The 14,998-nt window shown below is 67.7% G+C and carries 15 protein-coding genes; 7 read left to right on the forward strand and 8 right to left on the reverse strand.

All coding sequences use genetic code 11. The annotated features are described in order from the left end of the window. Window positions 1-150 precede the first annotated feature (150 nt). From NL115_RS07365 to NL115_RS07375, 3 genes are all read left to right on the forward strand, one after another. Window positions 151-1,140: a GAF domain-containing protein gene (locus NL115_RS07365; protein ID WP_254832533.1), complete on the forward strand. Its 990-nt coding sequence runs from the start codon at window positions 151-153 to the stop codon at window positions 1,138-1,140. Continuing rightward, a complete protein-coding gene (locus NL115_RS07370; protein ID WP_254832534.1) occupies window positions 1,137-1,847 on the forward strand; it encodes an RAD55 family ATPase in 711 nt (236 codons plus the stop codon). The genes NL115_RS07365 and NL115_RS07370 overlap by 4 nt, the downstream gene beginning before the upstream one ends. A 106-nt stretch (window positions 1,848-1,953) precedes the next feature. Beyond that, window positions 1,954-2,235 carry a DUF7967 family protein gene (locus NL115_RS07375; protein ID WP_254832535.1) on the forward strand — a complete coding sequence of 94 codons (282 nt, stop codon included), beginning with the start codon at window positions 1,954-1,956 and terminating at the stop codon, window positions 2,233-2,235. 69 nt (window positions 2,236-2,304) lie between these two features. Here NL115_RS07375 and NL115_RS07380 read toward each other — a convergent pair whose 3' ends face one another. Next, on the reverse strand, window positions 2,305-3,108 hold the full coding sequence (locus tag NL115_RS07380; protein WP_254832536.1) for a DUF7089 family protein: 804 nt from the start codon (window positions 3,106-3,108) through the stop codon (window positions 2,305-2,307). A 1-nt stretch (window position 3,109) separates the two neighbouring features. Further along, complete coding sequence (locus NL115_RS20770) at window positions 3,110-3,205, reverse strand: hypothetical protein (protein WP_420028402.1); 96 nt, start codon at window positions 3,203-3,205, stop codon at window positions 3,110-3,112. Between the two features lie 324 nt (window positions 3,206-3,529). Between NL115_RS20770 and NL115_RS07385 the strand changes: the two genes are divergently transcribed. Further along, entirely contained in the window at window positions 3,530-3,922 is a 393-nt protein-coding gene (locus NL115_RS07385; RefSeq protein WP_254832537.1) for a RidA family protein, read from the forward strand. A 49-nt stretch (window positions 3,923-3,971) separates the two neighbouring features. On the opposite strand, the gene NL115_RS07390 is transcribed toward NL115_RS07385, so the two are convergent. After that, complete coding sequence (locus NL115_RS07390; protein WP_434084016.1) at window positions 3,972-5,474, reverse strand: MATE family efflux transporter; 1,503 nt, start codon at window positions 5,472-5,474, stop codon at window positions 3,972-3,974. A 191-nt stretch (window positions 5,475-5,665) separates the two neighbouring features. Here NL115_RS07390 and NL115_RS07395 point away from each other — a divergent pair, with 191 nt between their 5' ends. Continuing rightward, complete coding sequence (locus NL115_RS07395) at window positions 5,666-5,884, forward strand: hypothetical protein (RefSeq protein WP_254832538.1); 219 nt, start codon at window positions 5,666-5,668, stop codon at window positions 5,882-5,884. Here NL115_RS07395 and NL115_RS07400 read toward each other — a convergent pair. The 3 genes from NL115_RS07400 to NL115_RS07410 all read right to left on the reverse strand — a co-directional run bounded on the left by NL115_RS07400 (window position 5,835) and on the right by NL115_RS07410 (window position 7,915). After that, window positions 5,835-6,764, reverse strand: coding sequence for an OapC/ArvC family zinc-ribbon domain-containing protein (locus NL115_RS07400; RefSeq protein ID WP_254832539.1), 930 nt, complete (start codon window positions 6,762-6,764; stop codon window positions 5,835-5,837). The genes NL115_RS07395 and NL115_RS07400 overlap by 50 nt on opposite strands. Before the next feature lie 100 nt (window positions 6,765-6,864). Next, entirely contained in the window at window positions 6,865-7,281 is a 417-nt protein-coding gene (locus NL115_RS07405) for a DUF2073 domain-containing protein (protein ID WP_254824173.1), read from the reverse strand. Between the two features lie 4 nt (window positions 7,282-7,285). After that, the gene (locus tag NL115_RS07410; protein ID WP_254832540.1) at window positions 7,286-7,915 is read right to left on the reverse strand and encodes an Era-like GTP-binding protein; all 630 of its coding nucleotides are present in this window, start codon (window positions 7,913-7,915) and stop codon (window positions 7,286-7,288) included. A gap of 1,213 nt (window positions 7,916-9,128) precedes the next feature. Here NL115_RS07410 and NL115_RS07415 point away from each other — a divergent pair. After that, entirely contained in the window at window positions 9,129-11,045 is a 1,917-nt protein-coding gene (locus NL115_RS07415; protein ID WP_350355294.1) for a Cdc6/Cdc18 family protein, read from the forward strand. A gap of 81 nt (window positions 11,046-11,126) precedes the next feature. On the opposite strand, the gene NL115_RS07420 is transcribed toward NL115_RS07415, so the two are convergent. Further along, a complete protein-coding gene (locus NL115_RS07420) occupies window positions 11,127-11,927 on the reverse strand; it encodes a S26 family signal peptidase (protein ID WP_254832541.1) in 801 nt (266 codons plus the stop codon). A 39-nt stretch (window positions 11,928-11,966) separates the two neighbouring features. Then, on the reverse strand, window positions 11,967-12,914 hold the full coding sequence (locus tag NL115_RS07425; RefSeq protein WP_254832542.1) for a S26 family signal peptidase: 948 nt from the start codon (window positions 12,912-12,914) through the stop codon (window positions 11,967-11,969). A 100-nt stretch (window positions 12,915-13,014) separates the two neighbouring features. On the opposite strand from NL115_RS07425, the gene NL115_RS07430 reads away from it, so the two are divergent. Beyond that, window positions 13,015-14,778, forward strand: coding sequence for a DNA-directed DNA polymerase II small subunit (locus tag NL115_RS07430; protein WP_254832543.1), 1,764 nt, complete (start codon window positions 13,015-13,017; stop codon window positions 14,776-14,778). Window positions 14,779-14,998: the final 220 nt, after the last annotated feature.

Here is a 14,998-nt window from a genome sequence, read left to right on the forward strand (position 1 = left end):
CACGGGTAGGCGAGTCGGGCGTATCAATCCACCCGTTCCAGCGCCCGGCACGTCACCCGAGTCCGACGCGACCACGGACTCGGGCACCGTCCCGGAACGTGAATCACGACTACAGATTTTTATGCGGCAACCGCGAAGCACCCGTATCCGATGAGTGGGACGGTTCTCTGTGTCGACCCGGACGACGAGGCGCGGTCGGCGACCGCATCCACGCTCGAAGACGCCGGGCTGACAGCGACCACCTGTCCCGACCTCGCGACCGCGGTGGACCGGCTCGACGGGACCATCGACTGCGTGGTGAGCGAGTTCGAGCTCCCCGACGGGAGCGGTCTCGACCTCCTGACCGTGCTCCGCGAGCGGGTTCCGGATGCGAGCTTCGTGCTCTTCACCGAGGCCGACCCGGACGACATCGACAGTTCGGCGCCCGACGGCGCCGTCATCGAGTACGTCCCGAAGCGGGACCCCGGCGCCCGGACACGTCTCGCCGAACTGGTCCACCACAGCGTGGCGTTCCGGACCCAGACCGCCTATCCGCTCCCCGACGACGAACGCGACCGCGTCGAGGCCCTCGAGGCCTACCGGCCGATTCTCTCCGACGTATCCCCCGCGTTCGACCGCCTCGCCACACTGGCGAGTGACCTGCTCGACGTACCGATGGCCGCGATCGGCATCCTCGACGAGCACGAGCAGGAGTTCGTCGCCTGCTACGGCGTCGACTTCGGCGTCTTCCCCCGCGAGGAGACCGTCTGCACCTACGCGTTACTTGAATCCGGCGTCAGCACCATCCCGGACCTCGCCGACGACCCCCGCTTCGCCGACAACGAGGGACTGGACACGCTCGACCTCCGGGCGTACGCCAGCGCCAACCTGACCACGCCGGAGAGACGCGTCGTGGGGACGTTCTGCGCCTACGACAGCGTCCCCCGGGAGTGGACGGACCAGGACCGCGAACACCTCCAGCTGCTGGCCGCCGAGGCGATGGAGCAGATGGACCTCCGGCGTCGGCTCCACGAGCACGGTGACACCGGCGACGCCACCGACCGGCGCCCCGACGCGGTGCCGGCCGGGAACGCGGCGGACCGCAGACGCGACCCGGACCGACCCGGGACCGACGGCGACCGCGGCGGAGGGGAGAAATGAGCAGCCAGCAGCCGACCGACCGCCCGGACGGCGAGGGCGACGGAACGATGGACCCGTACCGCTTCGGCGACCTCCCGCTGGACCCGATTCCGGCCGGGCGGAACGTCCTCGTCGCTGGACCACCACACGTCGGCGCGCAGGAACTCGTCCTCCGGATGGTCGCCGGCTCGCTCGCCGACGACGAGGGAGCCGTCCTCATCACGACCGACACGGACAGCGCGAGCGTCCTCGATGACTGCCGCCGCTGTGGCGCCAGTCCCCGGGCGGACGGCCTCGGCGTGGTCGACTGCGTCGGAACCACGACCGACGGGAGCGAGGACATCAGGGCGACGACGGTGTCGGGCCCGGACGACCTCACCGGCATGGGGATGCGCTACTCGAAGCTCTGCGCGGACTTCGACGCCGACAGCATCGGTCGCATCCGGATGGGCGTCGCCTCCGTCTCGACGCTGCTCTCGTTCGGCGACGTCCAGCGGACCTCGCGCTTCGTCCACACGCTCGCCGGGCGGAACGCCTCTATCGGCGGTTTCGGTGTCTTCCTCCTCGACCCCGAAACCCAGGACGAACGGACCGTCCGGACCATCGCGCACTTCTGCGACGGTCGTATCCAGGTCCGCGAGGCAGAGGACAGCGGGGATAGTGAACTCCGGGTCCGGGGTGTCCCCGGTCCCCGCGAGTGGACTCCGTTCGAGACGGATTCGACCTGAAGCGACAGATTCGACCTGAAGCGACGGATTCGACCTGGCCAGTCCCTGACGGGGGGTTCCACCGGAAACGGAGGGGTTGAAGCCGGGCGCCGCCGGACCACGCCGTATGACCGACGACGAGACCGAAGCGGGCGACGAGGTGCGGACGTGGCTGGTCGAACGCTCCTACAACAGCCGGAACCTCATCACGCTGGTCTACGCCACCCCCGACGGCGAGCAGGCGCTGACCCGGGAACTCTCCTCCTCGATGCTCGACCGGACCGCCGTCACCGCTGCGCGCGACGTGGACCCGGACGACCTCGCACCGGTCGCGGAGTCCGAACAGGAGCGCTACCGGACTGAGGCCGAGCGCGTCCGGGAGAACAACGACCCCGACGACGAGATCTGAGTCCGACGCCCGACGACCGGGTTCCGACGCCCGACGACCGGGCCCGACCTGCCGGTTCCGTGTTGGCCCTCACTCCCCGGTCGCGAGCGCGTCGAACGTCTTCTCGGCCCACCGAACCGCGAAGGCGGCTCCGTTGCGCTCGTACGCAGCCGTATCGAGGGCGGCAAACGGGTCCGGGAGGTCGAGGCCGTGCTTGACCGCGGCGCAGGCGAGTTCGGCGGCCGCGGCGAAGTCGGTCTCCCCGCGCGCGACCTCGCCCGGGAGGCCGTCGAGCCGGGGCTGGAGGCGCTCGCCCGCGTCGGCCCAGGCGTCGTGGAGCGCCGGGAGATGCGGGTCGTGCTCGGGGTCGCCCCACGCCTCGAAGACGGGCCGGGTCAGCCGGCCGACGTACGCGTCGTACAGCGCTGCGCCGAGCTGGAAGGTATCGGCCGACGAGAGGGGTGTCGCCGCCGCCAGCTCCGGATAGCGCTCGCCGAAGAACGCGAAGAAGGACTCGGCGGGCGCCACGTCGGTCTCGACGAGCGCCTCGGCGACGAGGAAGTCGACGAAGGACTCGGGTGACCCCTCGAGTCGCGGCTTGACGAACACTGTCGGGGGCTCGGTCTGCCGGGTCCACGCCACCCCGCCATCGCCGGGAAGCCCGACGGTGAACTCGTCGCTCGCGTAGCGCGAGAGGACCTCGGGAACGTCCGCCGGGAGCCACTCGTCGGGCGCGGAGAAGGGGTCGAGCCCGTCGACGAGGAGGCCCAGCTGCTCGGCGACGGCCGGCTCGATGGTCTCGAAGTCGCGCGCGCAGTCCAGCACGACGGCTGCCGGCGCGTGCGCTCGGCGGACCGCCTCGAGGTCGTCGGAGAGGGTGCGTGGCTCGAACACGTCAGGCCATGTACAGGCTCACGTAGACGACCGCCACCACCGCGAGGAACGCCGAGGCGCCGATGGTGCCCATGACGATCTTCGTCGCGTCGCTCATTGTCGGCCCTGCGTCCGGCCACCATTTAAAAACTTCAGTTCGCGTCCGTGAGTGGGGCCGGAATCGTCTCGGCTGGCTCACGCAGCCGCGGTGTCGACAGCGCGAGCGGCGTTCGGGACTCGAATCTCGTGCCTGCCGGAAACAACTTATAAATTGACCGTTCTCCACGGGAAACAGAGGGGTTGGATGAGTGTTACACACCGGCACGGGTCCGCCACACAGGAGTGGCCATAGCCGTAGCGGTGACCACACCGCTGTCGAGACCCCCCGACCACCGCGAGCATCTCGCGAGCATTGACAGTGGCCGGGGCCGACGGGACCACCGTGACCCGAGAACGCGTCTCGTCGGGGACGGAGTGGGAGGCGACCGTCGGCTACTCGCGGGCCATCCGGGCGGACGGGCGGGTTTCCGTAGCCGGAACGACCGCCACCGACGAGGATGGTGACCCCGTCGCGCCGGGGGACGCGTACGCCCAGACGGCCCACGCGCTGGGCCTCGTGGCCGATGCGCTCGACGAGGCTGGCGCCGGCGTCGAGGACGTGGTCCGAACGCGCCTGTTCGTGACCGACATCGACGACTGGGAGGCCGTCGGCCGCGCGCACGGAGAGATGTTCGGGGAGGTCCGACCGGCGACGACGATGGTCGAGGTCTCACGGCTGATTCACCCGGACCTCGTGGTGGAGGCCGAGGCCGAGGCCGTCGTGACGGAGGAATGAGCCGTCGAAACAGCGCGGATTTTCCAGCTACCGGGTCGTTCGTGGCGGCTCAATCACCACCGGCACCGACACTCGCGGTCCGGGCGATGGCCTTCCAGCGCCCGGTCGCGAAGCGGACGGCGTTGACTCCGGCCCTGGCGTAGAGGTCGAGCAGGATGGCGGCGTAGATGGCGACGACGCCGAGTCCCCGACCCGGCGCGAACGACAGTGGCCCGAGCGTGACCGCGTACCCGACCGGGAGCGCGAGGAAGGCGATAGGGAGCCGGAGCCCGTATGTCCCGAACAGCGTGCCGTAGAACGGCCAGCGCGTGTCGCCGGCCCCACGGAGCGCGCCGCGGGTGGTGCGGGAGACGGCGAACCCCGCGACGCCGAGGGCGAACACCCGGACGAACTCGGCAGTGAGCGCGACGTCCTCGGTCCCGAACAGGGTCGCGATGGGGACAGCCAGGACCGCGAGTACGACCGCCGCGAGGAGTTGCGTGGCGAGCGCAATCCGGACGGTCGCCCAGCCGTCCCGAGTTGCGGTATCCTCGTCACCCCCGCCGACGGCCTGGCCGACCAGCGTACTCGCGGCGGTCGCGTACCCCCACGCCGGCATCATCGCGAACAGCACGACCCGCCGCCCGACGGCGTACGCGGCGACGTACGGCGTCCCGAGGACGCCGAGGACGAACAGGAACGGGAACCGGCCGAAGGTACGGGCGAGTCGTGTTCCGGTGAGTGGTGTCGCAACGCGGACGATCTCCGCGGCGAGTCCCCGGTCAAACTGCGGCCCGCCGAGGCGGAGGCGGATCGGCCAGCGTCCGGAGAGGAAGACGACCACGAAGACGGCTGCTCCGGCGGTGTTGGCGACTGCAGTGGCGATGGCGGCACCCACCACCCCCAGAGGCGGCGCGGGACCGAGCCCGAACACGAGCACCGCGTTGAGGACGATATTGGTCGGGAGCGTGATGAGTCGCACGTACATCGGCGTGCGCGTGTCCCCGACACCAGCGAGAGCACGCGCGGCAATCATCGACCAGAAACGGGGGGCCATCGACAGCATCACGATTCTGAGATACGCCGCCCCGATTCGGGCCGTCTCCGCGTCGGGCGCGAGCAGGTCGAGGAGCGGCCGTGCGTAGAACCAGGCGACCGCGGTGAGCGGCAGGGCGATTCCGAGCGCCAACCAGACCGACTGCTTCACCGCGAGGTCGGCCCTGGCGGGTTCGTCCGCGCCCGTGAGCCTGGAGACGACGCTGATGGTGCCCGACGTGAGCGCCAGCGAGATGCCGAACGCGACGAAGTAGTACTGGAACCCCAGTTCGAGCGCGGCGATGCCGACAGCACCGGTCGCGAGCCCGACGAAGACGAAGTCCGAGACCCGGAGCGCGACGCGGAGCCCACCGGTCACCATCACCGGCAGGGCGAGGTCGAACGCGCGGTCGGCACGGTCGCGCTCGACGAGCCCGAACCGTGCGAGGAGGGCCGGGAACCGCATCGCCACCGCCCGGAGTCGTGCCCCGAGGGCCCCGAGGAGTTCCGCCAGCCGGGAGAGCACACTCGTGAGCATCGACGCCAGCACGAGCGAGAACGTGAGCACGAGGACGACCGGCGGCGAGTCCCGGGGCGACACGGGCTATTTCAGGGGCCGCTCCCCCCTCGTTCTTCGGGTTCCGGCCCGCTGCGCGGACGAGTTCCACCGGAAATGGAGGGGTCGCGGGCGGCGGGGCGGTATCCGGGTGCTGGCAGCTGCCGCTCGGTGTGGACGTGGTGCTGGTCGTGGACGTGGTGCTGGTCGTGGACGTGGTGCTGGTCGTGGACGTGGTGCTGGTCGTGGACGTGGTGCTGGTCGTGGACGTGGCGCTCGTCGCGGACGCGGTGCTGGTCGTGGATGATGACGAGGTGGAGAAGACGAACGGTCAACGAACGGTCAGGCGTCGCCGGGCTGCTCTCCGAGCCACTGCTCGGGGACCTGGATGACGTAGCGGCCGTTCTCCTGCAGGGCGATGATGTACTCCTCGCGGTCGTACAGCTCCATCAGATTGAGCTCGTACTGACCCGGCTCGAGAATCTTGATGGACTCGAACTGGTCGTTGAGCTGTTCACGGAGCTCGGAGATGTCGGGCTGGTCGCCATCCGGTTCGCTGACGACGCGGCCCTCATCCGGACCGTCACCCGACGGACCGTCCGAGAGCCCTCCTGCGTCGCGGGCACCGCTCACTGGCCCCTCGACCGCGTCGGCGGCTCCCATCCCGGGCTCGGTAGAAGCGGCGTCCGGGCCCATCGAGCCGCCGCCCTCGGCACCCGATTCTGTCGAGGCGCCGCCCTCGTCGGCTTCCCCGACTGCACGAGCGGCCTCGCGGGCGTCCGCGTCGATGATGCCGTCGTCGTCGGGTTCGAGGTCGGACTGCTGGGCCTGGCCCTCCTCGCTCGGCCAGGTGGCGTTCGGGTCGGGCGCGGATCCAGCGTCCGTCCCGGCGGCCGCATCACCGGTCGTTCGGGCTTCACTACCGGGCTTCGTTCCGGCCGCATCATCCGTCGTTCCCGGGGTCGGTCCCGTCGACTCGGTGGCCCGGTCCGGGTCCGTCGGTCGGGTTTCTGGAGCCCCTGCCGTCGAGTCCGGCTCAGGGCTGTCATCGCTCGAGACGAAATCACGGACCTTCGTGGCGGCCCGACCGACCGTGTTGGCTGCGGTCGACCCCTCCGGTTCGGGGGGGTCAGCATCCGGCGGGGTTTCGGGGATATCCGAACCCTTCGGGTGGAACTGGAAGGTGTTGCCGCCACAGTCCGGGCAGCCGCTCAACATCTCCTTGGAGCCGTCATCGAAGACGTGCCCGCACGTGGTACACTGGTGTGGCATCGGTCGTGGCGTTGTCGTGGTCCGTGTGTTGGTGCGCGTTCCGTGTTCCGTGGCTCCGTTCCGTGGCTCGGGGGGCCTCCGGACCGTGCCGCCGGCCGCCTCAGCGGCGCCGGATGAGCGTCCGGATGAAGTTCTCGTCCTTGTGGAGTGTCTCGATGCGGTTCGCCGGGCCGATGACTGTCAGCTTCGACTCCTCGTTCTTGCCGAGAACACGGCCCAGGATTCCGGACGTGTCCCGCCTGCCGCCGGGGTAGGTCTCGATCTCGATGCCGGTGAACCCGTTCCCCTCGCTGCCGTCCGGCTGGATCTCACCCATCGTCACCTCGATGAGCTTCGACTCCTCGTCGGGGTCGAGACCGCGCTCGAGGATGACGATGTTGCCGTCCCTGACCCCATCCAGGATGAGCCGAATCTTCTCCATCGTCCGGAGCCCCTCCATCCGCTCGGCGCTGATCAGATCGATCTGGACGCCGTCCATGGGGCTGTTGCCGTCGTCACCGGTGGTTAGCTCTGCCATACTATCACCTGAAGTACTCCGCAATCTTGTCGTAGACCTCGTCCATGTTGTCGCCTTCGAGGGCCGACAGCGGGACGGTCTCGTGCTGGGGGAACGCGTTCCGGATACGCTGGACGGAGGCGTCCTCCAGGTCGATCTTGTTGGCGAAAATCAGGACCGGGAGGTCCTGGCTCTCGATGATGCCGATCAGCATCGTGTTGACCTGCGTGAACGGGTCGGTCGTGGCGTCCAGCACGTAGATGACGCCGTCGACGTCCTCCCGGAGCCAGTGCATCGCTTCGGCGACGCCCTCGGTCGCCTCCCGCGACCGCCTGATGGCGTCGTCCTCCTCGATGTCGTGCTCGAGGAACTCGGTGTAGTCGACCTTGGTGGTCACACCTGGCGTGTCCACGATGTCGATGTTCACCGAGTTCCCGTTCCGCTTGATCTCGACGTTCTCTTTCCGACGCGCCCGGCGCGTCTCGTGCGGTACGTGGCTCTCCGGGCCCACCGCGTCACCCGTCCAATCACGGGCGATGCGGTTCGCCAGGGTGGTCTTCCCCGCGTTGGGGGGACCGTAGATGCCGATTCGCTTCGGCTCGTCGGCCGCGAAGAGCTCTGAAATGCTCGATCTGATGCTTGTGAGCAGACCCATCCTATCCTCCCGCACCCAGGCCCGATGGACCGGGGCGCTCTGCCGATACTGCCGAACCCGAACCACTTAAGTCTGCGTCAGACATATATAAATAATCAGATACAATATTGGCGAAGACGGTCGTTTTGGAGGCCAAGGCGGCCGTCTGACGCACGTCATCCGATATTTTGTCAGAGTCTAGGAAGTAGCTCGGGTGGACTCGACGGAATGGACTCGCCCGATGCAGGTCAGCCTGGCTGGGTCGGCGGAGTTCGGTCGGCTCTCGCGAAGACTGGTGTCGTGGGGGACCGACACAGGGAACCCCCCCACCCCTTCGTTTCGGGTGGAACAACGAAGGACGGAGGGGTGGGGGGCGGGGAGGGTTATTACAAGTGGGAACCTTTATATCAAAGATGCCACAAGGATACCCGTAGAACTAGCAGGAAACGGTTTTGATGGATTGAATCCATCTCAAACCGTTCTAGACTAGCTATATCGCTTCTAGAGCTTTCTCGATAGCTGCAAGCCCTGACGCAACCTGCTACTGCACCCCCCCGTCCCCCATCCGGTTTCCGTTCCACCCGAAACGAAGGGGTGGGGGGGTCCCGCCCAACTCCTCTCTCTCCCGGCCCCCACCGCTCCTGCCCCCGCCGCTCCCGGCTCCCCACCGCTCCCGGCTCCCCACCGCTCCCGGCTCCCCACCGCTCCCTGGCACTTCCGGTCGTCACGGCGGTCACCACACCAAGCCATCATCACGTCACCACATCACAACGGGTCCCCAGCCATCTCCATATCCCACTATGCCGCCCCGATCCGAAGGCCCGAGAGCCCGAATATCCGGAATCGCGTACTCGGGGCCCCGAGTAAGGGCTCTACTCTGTTCGTCTCTACTCTGTTCGTCTCTACTCTGTTCGTCTCTACTCTGTTCGTCTCTACTCTGTTCGTCTCTACTCTGTTCGTCTCTACTCTGTTCGTCTCTACTCTGTTCGTCTCTACTCTGTTCGTCTCTACTCTGTTCGACCCTGCTCCGCTCGGCTCCAGTCCACACTCACCACAACGTTTAAGATACTCACAACCACCCGTTCTCCTGCATCAACTGGAACCCCGAAACGTTCCATCTGGGGTTATTCGGGCCGCTGACCGCGTCCAACTGCCCGAACGTGATGCTGCGCAGTGAACTTCCACCTGAAACTGGGGGCATCACGACACGCCGGCGCGGGATAGAGAGACCAGCATGACCGATACAGACGGACACGACGACCCGAAGGACCGGGCACGGGAGCGGACCGAAGCGCGGGAAACGGAGGATGGACAGGCCGCCTCGACCGAAGGGGCGGTCGACGGCGAAGCCGCCGACCCTGCGACAACCGACAGCACTAGCGACGCCACGACTACCGATCACACCGACGAGACGGGCGCAGTCGAGAAGGGAAGCGCCGTCGTGACCGACCGACCGGATTCGGAGTCGTCGGCAGCCTCCGAATCGTCCTCGCAGTCGACCGCTTCCGGGTCGACCACTGCCGAAGCGTCCTCCAGCGACGGCCCGCCGGACTCCCTCGATGGCTCCGTCGGCGCACCCGACGACCTCTCCGCACCCGACGGTGCCTCCGTCCGCGGGGGCACCGGTTCGAGTGCAGGCGCGAGCTCCGACGGCGCCGCAGCCGACGCGAGCACGGAGGGCAGTGACGACACGCTCGGCGATGTGGACCTCGACCTCGACGAGATCGTTCTCGACGACGAGAGCGAGGACCCGGACGAGGCCTCGCGCGGCCTGTTCGACGACCTCCTCTCGGGCGAACCCATCTTCGAGAACAAGGAGGTCCTCCGTCCCTCCTACACACCGCACCGACTCCCACACCGCGAGGAGCAAATCAACAACATGGCGACCATCCTCGTCACCGCGCTCCGCGGGGACACGCCATCGAACATCCTCATCTACGGGAAGACGGGCACCGGAAAGACCGCGAGCGCGAAGTTCGTCAGCGAGGAACTCGAATCCACGAGTCAGAAGTACGAGGTCCCCTGCGAAGTCGAGTACATCAACTGCGAGGTGACCGACACGCAGTATCGCGTCCTCGCACAGCTCGCGAACAAGTTCATCGAGAAGAACGAGCAGGTCGTCGAGGAGAAACTCGCGGACCTGCGCGAGCTGGCCGACCGAACCGCCGACGAACCCACCTCGGAGGCCCTCGCGGAGACGGAGTTCGCGACCCGTGAGGCCCTCGAGAGCCGCATCGAGGAGCTCGAAGCGGACCTCGACGAGCTCGAACCAGTCCCGATGACGGGATGGCCGACCGACCGCGTCTACTCGGCGTTCTTCGACGCCGTCGACTACCACGAGCGCGTGGTCGTCATCATGCTGGACGAGATCGACAAACTCGTCGAGAAGTCCGGTGACGACACGCTCTACAACCTCTCTCGGATGAACTCCGAGCTGGAGAACTCCCGCATCTCCATCATGGGCATCTCGAACGACCTGAAGTTCACCGACTTCCTCGACCCCCGCGTCAAGTCGAGTCTCGGCGAGGAGGAAATCGTCTTCCCACCGTACGACGCCACCCAGCTCCGGGATATCCTCCAGCAGCGCGCGGACGTCGCGTTCAAGCCCGAATCCCTCACCGAGGATGTCATCCCGCTCTGTGCCGCCTTCGCCGCACAGGAGCACGGTGACGCGCGGCGCGCCCTCGATCTCCTCCGGACGGCGGGTGAACTCGCCGAGCGCGACCGCACGGAGATGGTCAACGAGGAGCACGTCCGCCAGGCCCAGGAGAAGATCGAACTCGACCGCGTGGTCGAGGTCGTTCGCACGCTCCCCACCCAGTCGAAACTCGTCCTCTACGCCACCACCCTGCTGGAGAAGAACGGCGTCCACAACATCAACACCGGCGAGGTGTTCAACATCTACAAGCGCCTCTGTCAGGAGATCGACGCCGACGTGCTGACCCAGCGCCGCGTCACGGATCTCATCTCCGAACTCGACATGCTGGGCATCGTGAACGCGGTCGTCGTCTCGAAGGGTCGATACGGCCGGACGAAGGAGATCTCCCTGTCGGTCCCCATCGAGGAGACCGAAGCGGTTCTCCTGTCGGACTCGCGCATCGGCGAGGTCGAGGACGCCCAGCCGCTCGTCCAGACGCGGTTCGACAACTGATAGACCTCTGGCTGGCTCGGCAACTGATTCGACAGCTGGCCGACCTCTGCTCTCGGCGCTGTCCGCGATTCTCCCGGTGACCTAGCTCCGGGCGCACCGCCGTGGAGCCTCCCTGGGCGTGTCGGCGGAGTCCGCTCCGACGGTCGTCGAGCTGCTTCCGGGCACGTCCCCTGTCCGGGTACTCGCGGTCCCGATGGTCGGGTTCGTGGCCCGGGCGGCCAGGAGGCTGTCGTCCGCCCAGAGGCGGATGTTGCCCAGCCAGGGGATGCGGAACTCGGCGGTTCCGATGACCCACTCGGGTCGGACGATGGGTGAGACCCCCATCACCTGGTCGTATCGGCCGTTGGTGACCGTGTTGTCGCCCTTGGTGACGAAGCCGGCGTGGGGTGCGGGACACTGCGAGAGCTGGCCACAGCTCTCGGCGCCGCCGAGGTGTTCGGGCTGGGCCTTGCCGTTGGCGACCCAGTTCTCGCTCTCGTTGACCCAGAAGTGGGCCCGGTGGATGACAGGGGTCCCGGCGGTATCCCCCTGCGGCCGGTAGATGATGACATCTCCGGGCGCACCGAAGGTCCGGTATCCGGTCCCGACGCCCGTGTGGGCGGGAACGACCCCGGTGTCCGCGTGGGCGCTCTCCGGCGGGAAGCGGTGTTCCTCCATGACGAACACGAGGTCGCCACGTTGCAGGTGAGGCTCCATCGAGCCCGAGGTGACGGCGACCATCGGCGGCCAGAGGCCACTCACCGCGAACAGCACCAGGCCGACGAGAAGAACGAGCGCGACGCTCGAGGCGACCTCCCGGATGTAGACCACCGCACTGCTGTCGGTCGAGAGGAACCAGCGGACCCGCTCTCGGAGCGTCTCGGGGTCGTCGTCGTCGACCACGCTCACGCACTCCGGGCGGTCGGCCGAATATCTTCTCCCTCAGGCCCAGCCACACTGCCTGGGAGTTCCGTTCGCTCCCCCGGGAGTTCCGTTCGCCTCCACTCCGGTTCCGGCGGATGCAGCGCCTCCGGCCTCCGGTTCGAGCGGGGATGCAGCACCCACTGCCCCCTGTTCGAGCGTCGTCTGTCCGGCCCAGAGGCGGATGTTACCGAGCCAGGGGATGCGGAACTCGGCGGTCCCGACCACCCACGCCGGTTTCACCGGCTCTGACAGGCCCGAAACCTGGTCGTACCGGCCGTTCGCGTCGCCCTTCGTGACGAAGCCGGCGTGGGGTGCGGGGCACTGTGAGAGCTGGCCACAGCTCTCGGCGCCGCCGAGGTGTTCGGGCTGGGCCTTGCCGTTGGCGACCCAGTTCTCGCTCTCGTTGACCCAGAAGCGGGCCCGGTGGATGATCGGTGTCGTCCGGTCGTTCCCGTCCGGCTGGTAGACGATGACATCCCCGGCCAGCTGGAACTTCGTGTAGCCGGTCCGCTGTCCCGTCCGATAGGTCACGACCCCGGTGTCGTCGTAGGCCGCGGGCGCTGCGAGCCGGTGTTCCTCCATGACGAACACGAGGTCGCCACGCTCCATGTGTGGGTTCATCGACCCCGACTCGACGGCGACCATCGGTGGCCAGAGGCCGCTGACGGCGAACAGCAACAGCCCGACCAGCAACACGAGCGCGACGCTCGAGACGACCTCTCGGATATAGACGACGGCTCCGTGGTCGGTGTAGAAGAACCACTTGACCCACTCGACCGGCGTCTCCGGCCCTGAATCGTCGGTGGTCCGCGGTGCAGTTCCGGGCGAGTCGTCGCCGGGCGGACCACCGGCCGGCCCGTACTCGGCGTCGGACCGGCGGTCCGGCGAGGTTCGGCGTTCAGCCGCATCGCCCGCTGAATCGGGAGTATCGGCCGCATCACCGTCGCCCGAACCGGGGTCACTCATCACCCGGGGTTTCGCCCGGTGGCGTTTCAACGTTCTGTTCGGGGCCGCTTCGCTTGCCACGGCCCGTAGCGTTTTTGCCCTCTCCCGGCCACCTGTTGCTGTGCCTCTCGAGGAGCCGGTTGCCGTCGCCCGCGCGCTCGCCAGCCACGGGTTCAACGCTGACCGCGAGGCGGTCACGCTGCTGGCCAACGCGCCGGACCCGAAGGCCGCTATCGCGCACGTCACTGACGGAGCCCCCTCTGGAACCACCCGGCTCACCGCGGCCGATGTCCGACCCGCTATCGAGGCGACGGCCGACGACACTCCCGCCGGCGGGGGGACCGGGACGGCCGACCGACCGGACACGACCGAGGAGCCTGCGGCGGGCGACCGCGGGGTCACGGCCAGCGATGGCGGCGCTGCAGCCGCCACGCCAGCGAACGCTCCCGAGGAGGAGCCGACGGCCGACCTTTCCAGTGGAGGGGACCCGCCCGACGACTCCTCCAGTGGGGGGGGCCCGACCGACGATACCCTCCACCCCAACCCCTCCGTTTCCACTGGAACTGATACTGGTAGCACCTCCTATTCGACGCCTGAAGAGGAGAAAACAGCCGATACTCCAGTCGAAGCGGAGGGGTCTAGAGCTGGTGGTCCCGACCCTTCCTTGCGCTCCATCGAAATCAGTGGCGACATCACCGGTCGTTCGACCGGGACCGGCCGGTACGAGGACTTCGTCGCGGTCTTCCGCGACCGCTACGAGCGGCTGTCGCGCCACCTGAAGGGGCGGGTCAACCACCGCTCGACGGACACGCTCGGGAGCGGTGGCAGCGGGGGCGGTGAGGCCGGCCTCGTCGGGATGGTCGCGGAGGTCAACTCCACGAAGAGCGGCCACTGGATGATAGACCTGGAGGACCCCCGCGGGACGTTCCCCTGCCTCGTGATGAAGGACAAGGAGATAGCCGACCACGTCAACGAACTCCTCCTCGACGAGGTCATCGCCGTCGAGGGCTCCGTGAGCGGCGACGGCTCCATCCTCTTCGTCGACGACCTCCACTTCCCAGACATCCCCCGGACCTACCGCCCCAATACTGCCGACCGACCCGTCCGCGCGGCGCTCATCTCCGACGTCCACGTCGGCAGCCAGGAGTTCCTTGCCGACGCGTGGTCCCGGTTCGCCGACTGGCTCCACACCGAGGAGGCCCACGAGGTCGAGTACCTCTGCATCGCCGGCGACATGGTCGAGGGCGTCGGCGTCTACCCGGACCAGGACGAGGAACTCGACATCGTGGATATCTACGACCAGTACGAGGCGTTCGCGGAGTACCTGAAGGAGGTGCCCGGCGATATGGAGATCATCATGATTCCGGGCAACCACGACGCCGTCCGTCTCGCCGAGCCCCAGCCGGGTTTCGACGACGAACTGCGGGACATCATGGACGTCCACGACCCTCGCATCGTCGGGAACCCCGCCACCGTGACCATCGAGGGGGTCAACATCCTGATGTACCACGGCGTCTCGCTGGACGAGGTCATCGCCGAACTCCCCGAGGAGAAGGCCTCCTACGACGAGCCCCACAAGCCGATGTACCAGCTGCTGAAGAAGCGCCACGTCGCGCCCCAGTTCGGCGGCCACACCCGCCTCGCCCCCGAGGAGAAGGACTACCTCGTGATGGACGAGGTGCCCGACATCTTCCACACTGGCCACGTCCACAAGTTCGGCTACGGCAAGTACCGCAACGTCCTCGCGGTCAACACGGGTTGCTGGCAGGCGCAGACGGACTTCCAGCAGTCCGTCAACATCGACCCCGACACGGCGTACGCCCCCATCGTCGACCTCCACCGGCTGGACAAGCCGGACCCGATGACCATCTACGACTTCAACTGAGCTTTTTTGCCGGCTCGGGTACCGCTTGACCGGCGTTCGCGAGAGCGAAGCTCTCGCGCAGCCCATCAGAACCGCTCCGCGGTTCTGAGGACGGCGCTGCCGCCGGTCTGCGGGTACCACTCGCCGCAAAAAACGTTCAGAAAAAATGCTCGCCCTCGACTCGGACCTGCTGGCCTGACGGTCGGCAGGACACTCGCCTCGGGCGAGTGAACCGCGCTCG

It is taken from the genome of Haloglomus salinum (assembly GCF_024298825.1).
Lineage (GTDB): Archaea > Halobacteriota > Halobacteria > Halobacteriales > Haloarculaceae > Haloglomus > Haloglomus salinum.

Coding starts and splice junctions, on each gene's coding strand:
- NL115_RS07425 (WP_254832542.1), bottom strand. CDS start 12,914: ATGAGTGACCCCGGTTCGGGCGACGGTGATGCGGCCGATACTCCCGAT.
- NL115_RS07400 (WP_254832539.1), bottom strand. CDS start 6,764: ATGCCACACCAGTGTACCACGTGCGGGCACGTCTTCGATGACGGCTCC.
- NL115_RS07375 (WP_254832535.1), top strand. CDS start 1,954: ATGACCGACGACGAGACCGAAGCGGGCGACGAGGTGCGGACGTGGCTG.
- NL115_RS07365 (WP_254832533.1), top strand. CDS start 151: ATGAGTGGGACGGTTCTCTGTGTCGACCCGGACGACGAGGCGCGGTCG.
- NL115_RS07390 (WP_434084016.1), bottom strand. CDS start 5,474: ATGCTCACGAGTGTGCTCTCCCGGCTGGCGGAACTCCTCGGGGCCCTC.
- NL115_RS07405 (WP_254824173.1), bottom strand. CDS start 7,281: ATGGCAGAGCTAACCACCGGTGACGACGGCAACAGCCCCATGGACGGC.
- NL115_RS07370 (WP_254832534.1), top strand. CDS start 1,137: ATGAGCAGCCAGCAGCCGACCGACCGCCCGGACGGCGAGGGCGACGGA.
- NL115_RS07410 (WP_254832540.1), bottom strand. CDS start 7,915: ATGGGTCTGCTCACAAGCATCAGATCGAGCATTTCAGAGCTCTTCGCG.
- NL115_RS07415 (WP_350355294.1), top strand. CDS start 9,129: ATGACCGATACAGACGGACACGACGACCCGAAGGACCGGGCACGGGAG.
- NL115_RS20770 (WP_420028402.1), bottom strand. CDS start 3,205: ATGAGCGACGCGACGAAGATCGTCATGGGCACCATCGGCGCCTCGGCG.